The following is an 8,042-nucleotide window of genomic DNA, read 5'->3' on the forward strand; positions in this document are numbered from 1 at the left end:
TTGTGTTATTTTATAATAAAAGGGTTTTCATTTTTGTAATTCCTAACAATAAAATCGATGGCATTACTTAACAATTCACCCATGTTTTTCGATTTTTTAAAATTAACATCTCCCACGAGATCAAAGAGGCCTCTTTTAAGCTGTTTTATTTTTGCTGGCGTTGAAATGTTATCATTCTTCATACAGTGTAAAAGGTGCTCCAAACGCTCTTGTTCTACAGTAGCCCGCTTTGCTAATAAGGAACGCTCTTCTTTTTCATATTGCTCGATGGACTCTTGGGCTAAGACCTCTAAGCTTAAATTTACTAAAGCGTTATTTTCCTTTAAAAATTGTGGTTTATACACCTTAGGATTGCCTTCATAACTTTGCTGATCGAAATCGACAGCACGAATACGGTACTGCACACGATCGAAATCTTGGGTAATCACCACCACATAATTATACGAGCGCATATCGGCCAAAAGACGCACAAAACAACGTTCGTTAAATTTTACAAACTCTTTAGCCAATGCCCGCCTGTCTTGCTCCGGAAGTTTATCTAAATGATGACTGATAAAGGTGTCTCCAGCAACACCAGAAATATGCTCTTCTATTAACGTGTCTTTATGGACTAAAAACGTAATGTGATTAGGGGATAATAAATGCTCTAATTCTAAACCATAAACGCGAGAAGCATCAGCTTTTTTTACGTAGAGGTAGAGGTAATTGTCATTTAATATATTCCTCACCTTTATACGAAACGGTTTCGTGTTTCCAAAGGTGCAAAAGTCAATACTATCAATGTTTATATACGGGATAATACTATCACTTCCATCTGAGTGAAGAATAGAATACATTTGTTTAAGACTATATTCTATTTCGTCGCGCTCGTGTTCTGCGTAATACGTTCTAATCCACAAGGTGTCATTGTCATTTTCATCAAGTATTTCAATAGCGCCTTGAAAACGCAATAAATCATCATAGAAAATGGGGATTTTTATATTTCTTCCTTGCGCAGAAAGGTATTCCGACAATAATGGCGTGATGGGAAATGCTGGTTTTTTTTTGGAAATTAGTTTTTTATCCACGATGATTGAGCTATATGGTCGAAGATAATTTTTAAATTAATTAAATGCAATAATCTACACTCAAAATAGTCAAGAGTTATTAAAAGTGATTAACAATACCTAGATTTAGTACCATTTTTGTTAATTATGGATAAAAACACTGTGATTTTAAGAGTGAGAATTACGAGGAATAGCTGATGTCTACAATCTCAAAAACACGCTCCCCATGTGCTAATTTTAAAATGGCTTGGTCGCCCACTTTTTTGTTGACGAGTAGCTTAGCGATTGGTGATATAAAGGCTATTCTACCTTTAGCGATATCCGCTTCGTCCACACCAACTATCTGATATTTTTGTAGGGTAGGAGCGCCTCCAATTTTTAGGGTCACAAAAGCTCCAAATCGCACTTCGTTTTGAGGCTGCTTTTCAAGGTTCATAACCTTAGCGGTAGCAATGCGATTGTTTAAGAGTTGAAGTTTCGCATTTATATGATTGGTGGCAATACGCTTTTCTTTTTCGTTTATACTATCTAAGTGTTCTCTTTCAGAAATTAAAGTCTCGCGTTCTTGCAGTAGCGCATCCAAACCTATTGGTGTAACATAATTAATTATACCGCTAGGTAGGTCAGCTCTAGGCGGTACCATGGGTACTTCTTCCTGGTCGTCTTCTTTAACAAATCCTCTGCTCATAATCTAATTATCCTTTAATGTTAATGGGTTCGCGTATTTATAAACTTATAACAAATTTATGAATAGCCCAAATAAAAGGAAAGCTTAAGGTTGGTAGTAAATTTTTTATGAATGGTTTATTATAAAATTGATTGATGGTATTTATAAACCAATACTTTATAAATCGAATAGGCTCAGGATTAACTAATTAGTCCATATTGATTTGATTAAATATGCATACTGTTGTTGTGAAAAACACAGTGATGTACATAAAAAGAAAAGGAATATTAATGGTTTCATAATAGGATAATAGTATGGGGTATCGTGTTGAAAATTAGTGATTTAAATTGATTTTAGGAGCAGGCCCAAGCAAAGGCGAGTTCTTGAGGATTCTCGGGACTCTGTGTTACATGTCCGATACCAACATCACCAAACATAAATGGTAGATTGTCGTGAGAGTCCAATTGAAACACTAACTCCATTTGTTTTTCCGTTTTTCTATCAAAGGGATATTCTACACCTTGAATCCAATGCGGCCAACCATAAAGTTTATCCTTTTGTATCGTCAAGCCCACGCCTCGTTCTTCCATTAAATCATAGACCTCATCATCTAGTTCGAAATCTATTCCCAGTTGTTCATATTCTTCCGGGTGTGGATAATCGTCTTTGGGTGTCCATCCAACGATACGTTTTTCATCAAATAGAGATTCAATTTCCGGACTGGTTTTAGCTGAAGGGCCTTTGATTTCTATTTGCCGACAAACGACAGCTTCAGAAAAAGGAAAGAACGCCTCTAAGTCTGTTTCACATAGAGGGTCGGTTGTGGTGCAGTAGAACAGCTGAATAAGTTCTGTTGCTTTACTGTTTGGCAGATGTTCTTGATTTAACTGAAGGAACAATTGCATGTGTTTTTGGCAATTAGGACAGGTAGGCCAATCGTTTTCATGTCGTAAATAGGGAAGCCCTCCAATTTTTGAGTCGGCCGAAAACACCCGGTCGTGTGCTTCTGTCGTAGGTATAAATGCAGTGCGTTTGTGTTTGTTTAGTAGTTTCATCAGGTCGTTAAACTCCTGTTCAACTTCATTATCTATAGGCTTTTCCATGACTGTAGCTTGTGTTTTTGGTACTTTATTTCCCATATTGGATTTTTAAATAACCTTTCTATAAAGCGCATCCGATTTTAAATTTCTTTTTTTAGTAAATGAGAATTGAAAGCCAACTGAAAACTTAAGTGTTGATAGTGTATTGTGGTGTTCTATATATTTAAAAGAAGTTCACTTATATACCTAGTCAGAATTATTTTTTACGTCCCGTAAAATGCTCCATTGTTTTATAGATTCCTAGAGCTTTACCGGCAAACCAATCGAAAGCGTTTATTGATAATAGAGCCTGACCTAAGCGGGTAAACCTATATATGTAGCCAGGAATACTTACTAGTCGTTTATTGGATTCTATGGCTTTAATTATGGTTAACGAAGCCGCTTCAGGATCAAGGATTGGGATTTTAGATTGTACGCCATCAAACATCCCTGTGTTAATATAATAGGGTAGGATAGTCGTGACATTTATGGCTTTATTCTTTTGAATCATTTCTAATCGGAGGCTATCAGACCAGCCGATAAGGGACCATTTACTGGCTGCATAAACCGACATTTTTGGATTGGAAATTAATCCACCAGAAGAGGCGATATTACAAATGTGTCCGGTGTTATGTGCCATCATATCGTCTAGAAAAGCTAAGGTTACATACATAGGGCCGTTAGCATTTATAGCCATGGTATTGGTAATATCAGAAACCGTATGTTCGTTAAAAAATTTACCCACTACAATTCCGGCGTTGTTGATTAAAACATCGACACGCCCAACCTTATTTTTAACACGTTTTGCAACGTCTTGAATGTTCTCGTAGTTAGAAACATCAACTTGAAATCCGTAGACTTCACCTTGGCTAGAAAATGCGCTTAAGGTATCGTCAATGTTTTTTTTGTTGATATCCCAGATAATTACTTTGGCACCACGTTCTAAACATATACGGGTCATTATTTTTCCAATTCCAGAACCTCCGCCTGTAATAAGTACGGTCTTATTTTTTAGTTGTTTCATAATTTAAATCTCAAATTTAATATCGGTGTAACCACCTATAAGTGGAAGTGTGTTTTGTGTTAATAGTTGATTTTTAGAGTTTTACATTCTAAAAACCGTCCTTTAGATTCTGATATTAGTAATTTTTCTTCTGCTGTAATACCGACGGTTTCCCCATCGTTAAGAGTTACATTAAAAGCAATTACATAATGCGTTAAATTGTACATCATTTCATTAAGTTCATCCAAAGATTTTGAAGAGTCTACAATTTCCATTTCTTTTTTACCGAAATCTGATAGTCCATAAGTATATACAGATTGTTTGCCGTTTTCTTGTCTTAAACCAAAGTACACCCAGTTATAGATTGGAAGATCGCTCTCGCTCATCATGTCCATATTCTCCAAGTAAAACTCCTTTTTTAAAACTAAAGTTCGGCTACCAAGATATACTCCTAAAGCTTGACTATTTTTTAAAACAGCTGAAGTAACTTGACTAAACACTATATTTTCGTGTAAGTCGTTTTTTCCTGTGTCTAAAATAGATATAATAATATGTCCTTTATGGTTGGCAACTTCCAAAGCGCCACTTTTCCAGAAATAATTATAATCTGCAGCAGACTCTACTTCTTGGTTAGGAATGGGCATCTTTATAACTGCAATAGCAACTTGATAACCATTAATACTCAAAACAGCGGTATCGTTATCGGCATCCTTATCATTAACCTCTAATTTCCAGATGTTTCTAAGCTCATTTATTGTACCTGTCAGGCTAAACGAATTAGGGTCTTCTAAAAGGACCATTCCTAAAATTGTACTTTTCGGGTTTTCTTTTGTTTTTTTTGATTTGGATAAGAAACTAAATAAGCCCATAAATAGAGTAGCAATTAATAGTGTTGTTAGTGTTTTTGTAATGGGAAATTTTACTTTAAAAAACTGTTTGTCTTCCCATTTGTAGGTCTAAAACAAGATTCCCTTGTAGCTTTGTTGTTAATACGACTGTTTGCCAATACGAGTTAATTACGTATGTTGGCACGTGTTTTATTTTAATTGAAGCACTCCAGAACGATTTATCATCTGTTTCTGGTCTGCTATAAGAGAAAACTCTAAATCTTTCCAATCCGTTCCTTCGATGCCTTTTAGCTTAACACCATTTTTAGTTTTCGTGATTGTAAATAGGAAGTCCGCAAGTTTAGGGTCTTTTTTAGAGTTGACATTGTTTACATCTGTTATACCATATTCATCAATGGTTTGTGGCGTGGTATTATCCGGACTTAGTGATAATTTCACCCATGCAGCACCTTTATCACTTTCCATTTTTATTTGATTACCACTCTTTTCAATAATAATTCTAAAGTCATTTGGCTGTTGTGAGTTTTTGTCTTGAGCCATTAGCTCAGTGCTTCCAAGAACTAAGCATGCTGATATACATACAGTTTTAATAAGTGCTTTAAAATTTGGGACTGTTTTCATAATTGTAGTTTCTATTGATTGTCTATTAATACCTATCGGTAGTGAATGGTTTTGTTAATCTACTAATTTAACAATTTATTTTTTAGTTAGGCGACAAACTTTAAGTTGTTGTAAAAATAATGTTGTTGTCAAGAGGTTAACTGTGCTAGTCCTCGTTTTTTTGACTTTTTATTGCAGCTATTTCGCAGTACAGTTAGTGTGTATATTAGATCGCGTTTATGACCAAAATTTCCACCATGGTTTTGATTTTATATTTATCGCTTCTAAACGCCCATGGTTATTAGGGAATAGAATAGAGCCATCACCACTAGGGTCATAAAAACCAACCTTATGTTTTTCTGCTAAAGTCAGCATTTTAGGATAGGCTTTTTCTGCTACCGACCATCGGAAGCCTGCATAAATAATCTCTTTTCCAATACTATAATCGGTGATTTCATCATTGTCCATTTTGTCATCGTCATCAGCAGGGGCGTAGGGCCCATTAAGCGCAGGGAAGTCCGTTATCATGTCTAAAAACCATCCATTCAGGGCTTCGGAGGTCACCTTTGGATCGGTATAACTATGGTCTTCTTCCCATGCTGTTTGCTGTTTATACCATTGCATAAAATCTGATGCTGTTCGTGGTGCAGTTTTGGGATTAAATACCATTAAATCATAACTCATAGTGTCTCGTTTTTAAGTGGATTTTATGCAATATGTAAAACGAGCATGTTTTTATCAATCGCCGTGGTAATGATCTCGTTTAGTGAAACAAGATATATAAAATCATAAAAAAACGCTGAGAATTAGTGAAGAAATGTAAAATGAGGCTGGTAAATCTACGAGTTCGATAAAAATTTAGGGTTATGAACACAATCGTGTTTTACGGATTTGTGCCGGTTATAACCAATTAGAGTTCAGTCGTGTTGTTATAAGGTACTAAAAGAAGTGTTTAAATGACTTCATCCCGTTCTATTGAAAACACCTCGTTACCAATAGCATTAAGTTGTTCTAAAACGTGTGCACTCCCCTTATTAATAATATGGTCTCGTTCTCGTTCTGATATCGGAACCATCCACAAGAAATTAACTACCGATTTACGGTACCTCTCCAGTTTAACTTTTGGGAAAATATCTAAACTATTGGTGAGGACTACAGTATTAAATCGCATGGAATCAAGGGGTTTGAAACTAATGGTATGACCTTCACCTAGAAAGGTAATATTATCCCAAGGAATGGAGGCTTGTCCGCTAATCCATTCGGTTAGTTTCTGCATGTCTTTTTCTGAAAGCACGCCGTTTAAAATCATACCCAATTCAATTCTGTTGGTTTTAAATCTATTTTCTGCAAAGCGCTCTACCACCGGCATTGGCAGTAGCGAAAGTCCGACAGTAGCAAATAAATTTACCGCTTCACCTTGTTTTAAGAATAAGCCTCTTGGTGGCCAGGTATCGCCATTAATAGCAAAATACTTATCGTGCTTTCCATAAGCTAAGTCGTAGGCTTTGAGAATTTCGGGTTGTTGTTTTTGAAATGGCGTTACTGAATCATCCCACGACTCCCAATAGACTTGCGATTGATCTATGCGATCTAAAAAGGAGTTGGATTTGTCTAATTCCCAAGCAAAATTACCTTCACCTTTACAGTCTCTCGCATAACCATAAAATCCGTTCTGACCAGACCAACTAGGAATAATGGCAATCACTTCATCGTTTAGTGATAACGCTGCGGCATCACCTTCCTCGGTCCATAACACCTTTAAATCTTTAGGGTCCAGCTTTTCTTGTCCTTCAGGAAACTTACAAAAGGCCTTGGGAAGCATGGGCGGAATGCCCTTATTCATAAGCTGTGTTTCAAGTTTAATTGGCGCTTTTTTTAGGTTTCTTATCCAACAGGATTTAATGCCATATTTTAAATGTTCAGGGCCGTATAAATAAAAGTATGCCACTCGCTGATCCTGTTCTACAATTGCGGTTATGGGACAAGTAGGGGATTGTACTTCAAGTAGGACTTGCGCTTTTTGTAAAGCTTTGCTTCTTGAAGAAAATAACTTGGTAAAGAAATTCATAGTATGGTTTTGTGGCGATTCTGCTTTTAATTTAAATTAGATCTTTTACTGCTGAGGTGTAAAGATAGTAGGCCTTTTTTACATACACAATACAGTAATGAAGTAACTTGCTTATCATTTATAGATTACTGCAAAAAGCAGAGGGGCAGTTTGGTAAAACTCACGTTTATTTTATCTAAAGGACTTAGTTTGGCGACGAAATTACATATCGAACTTTTATTTGCGATGTACACGTTTGGTTTATATTAAACAGCATTAAGGTATGGATGTGCGCCCCATGTTGTGCTTGCTAATGGGGTTTTGATTATTTCGCTTCGTCCTATACTTTACTTCTCATTTGATAAAAACAATCGTCGGGATTTTAATTGTTGTTGTTTTTCTTTTTCTAATAAGGGGCGATACTCTGGTAATTGTTTATAGCTTTTAGGCCGAATGGCGTAAAAGCCAGCAAACGATTTGTTTGGATATAAGCTGTTAGGTTCTTGTTCGATAAAAAAGACTTCTTTACTACCGCCTAAGGCTTCGGGAATTTGGTAGACGAATAGTTTTGAAGAAACGCCCATTGCTCCGTAACGTCTAAATTTTAAAGTGTCTCCTTGTGGTAAATACAATTCTAACATATAATAGCCCGATGAAAAATTAATAGGATTTAACCCAATACCTTGCTCACTGTCCATTTGCACATAATCGATTACCTTTATAATGTTTTGTTTCATTAAGGCCTCCATACT

9 protein-coding genes are annotated in these 8,042 nt (G+C 36.0%); all 9 read right to left on the reverse strand.

Annotated features, from left to right (window positions below):
* Positions 1 to 5 precede the first annotated feature (5 nt).
* Entirely contained in the window at positions 6 to 1,067 is a 1,062-nt protein-coding gene (locus BLV64_RS05195; protein WP_092133133.1) for a hypothetical protein, read from the reverse strand.
* Between the two features lie 160 nt (positions 1,068 to 1,227).
* Entirely contained in the window at positions 1,228 to 1,734 is a 507-nt protein-coding gene (locus tag BLV64_RS05200; protein ID WP_092133134.1) for a GreA/GreB family elongation factor, read from the reverse strand.
* Positions 1,735 to 2,066: 332 nt separating this feature from the next.
* Positions 2,067 to 2,852 (reverse strand): DUF1963 domain-containing protein, encoded by a 786-nt coding sequence (locus BLV64_RS05205; protein ID WP_092133135.1) that lies wholly within the window; start codon positions 2,850 to 2,852, stop codon positions 2,067 to 2,069.
* A 157-nt stretch (positions 2,853 to 3,009) separates the two neighbouring features.
* Complete coding sequence (locus tag BLV64_RS05210) at positions 3,010 to 3,816, reverse strand: SDR family oxidoreductase (RefSeq protein WP_092133136.1); 807 nt, start codon at positions 3,814 to 3,816, stop codon at positions 3,010 to 3,012.
* A 59-nt stretch (positions 3,817 to 3,875) separates the two neighbouring features.
* Positions 3,876 to 4,664 carry a DUF4261 domain-containing protein gene (locus BLV64_RS05215; RefSeq protein ID WP_092133137.1) on the reverse strand — a complete coding sequence of 263 codons (789 nt, stop codon included), beginning with the start codon at positions 4,662 to 4,664 and terminating at the stop codon, positions 3,876 to 3,878.
* 168 nt (positions 4,665 to 4,832) lie between these two features.
* Positions 4,833 to 5,264 (reverse strand): hypothetical protein, encoded by a 432-nt coding sequence (locus tag BLV64_RS05220; protein WP_092133138.1) that lies wholly within the window; start codon positions 5,262 to 5,264, stop codon positions 4,833 to 4,835.
* 216 nt (positions 5,265 to 5,480) lie between these two features.
* Positions 5,481 to 5,927, reverse strand: coding sequence for a hypothetical protein (locus BLV64_RS05225; RefSeq protein ID WP_092133139.1), 447 nt, complete (start codon positions 5,925 to 5,927; stop codon positions 5,481 to 5,483).
* 268 nt (positions 5,928 to 6,195) lie between these two features.
* Entirely contained in the window at positions 6,196 to 7,311 is a 1,116-nt protein-coding gene (locus BLV64_RS05230; protein WP_092133140.1) for a suppressor of fused domain protein, read from the reverse strand.
* A gap of 326 nt (positions 7,312 to 7,637) precedes the next feature.
* Positions 7,638 to 8,042 (reverse strand): hypothetical protein (locus BLV64_RS05235; RefSeq protein WP_218138664.1); only part of this gene is annotated, 405 nt, incomplete at its 5' end.

This window comes from Bizionia paragorgiae (assembly GCF_900107625.1).
Classification (GTDB): Bacteria; Bacteroidota; Bacteroidia; order Flavobacteriales; family Flavobacteriaceae; genus Bizionia; species Bizionia paragorgiae.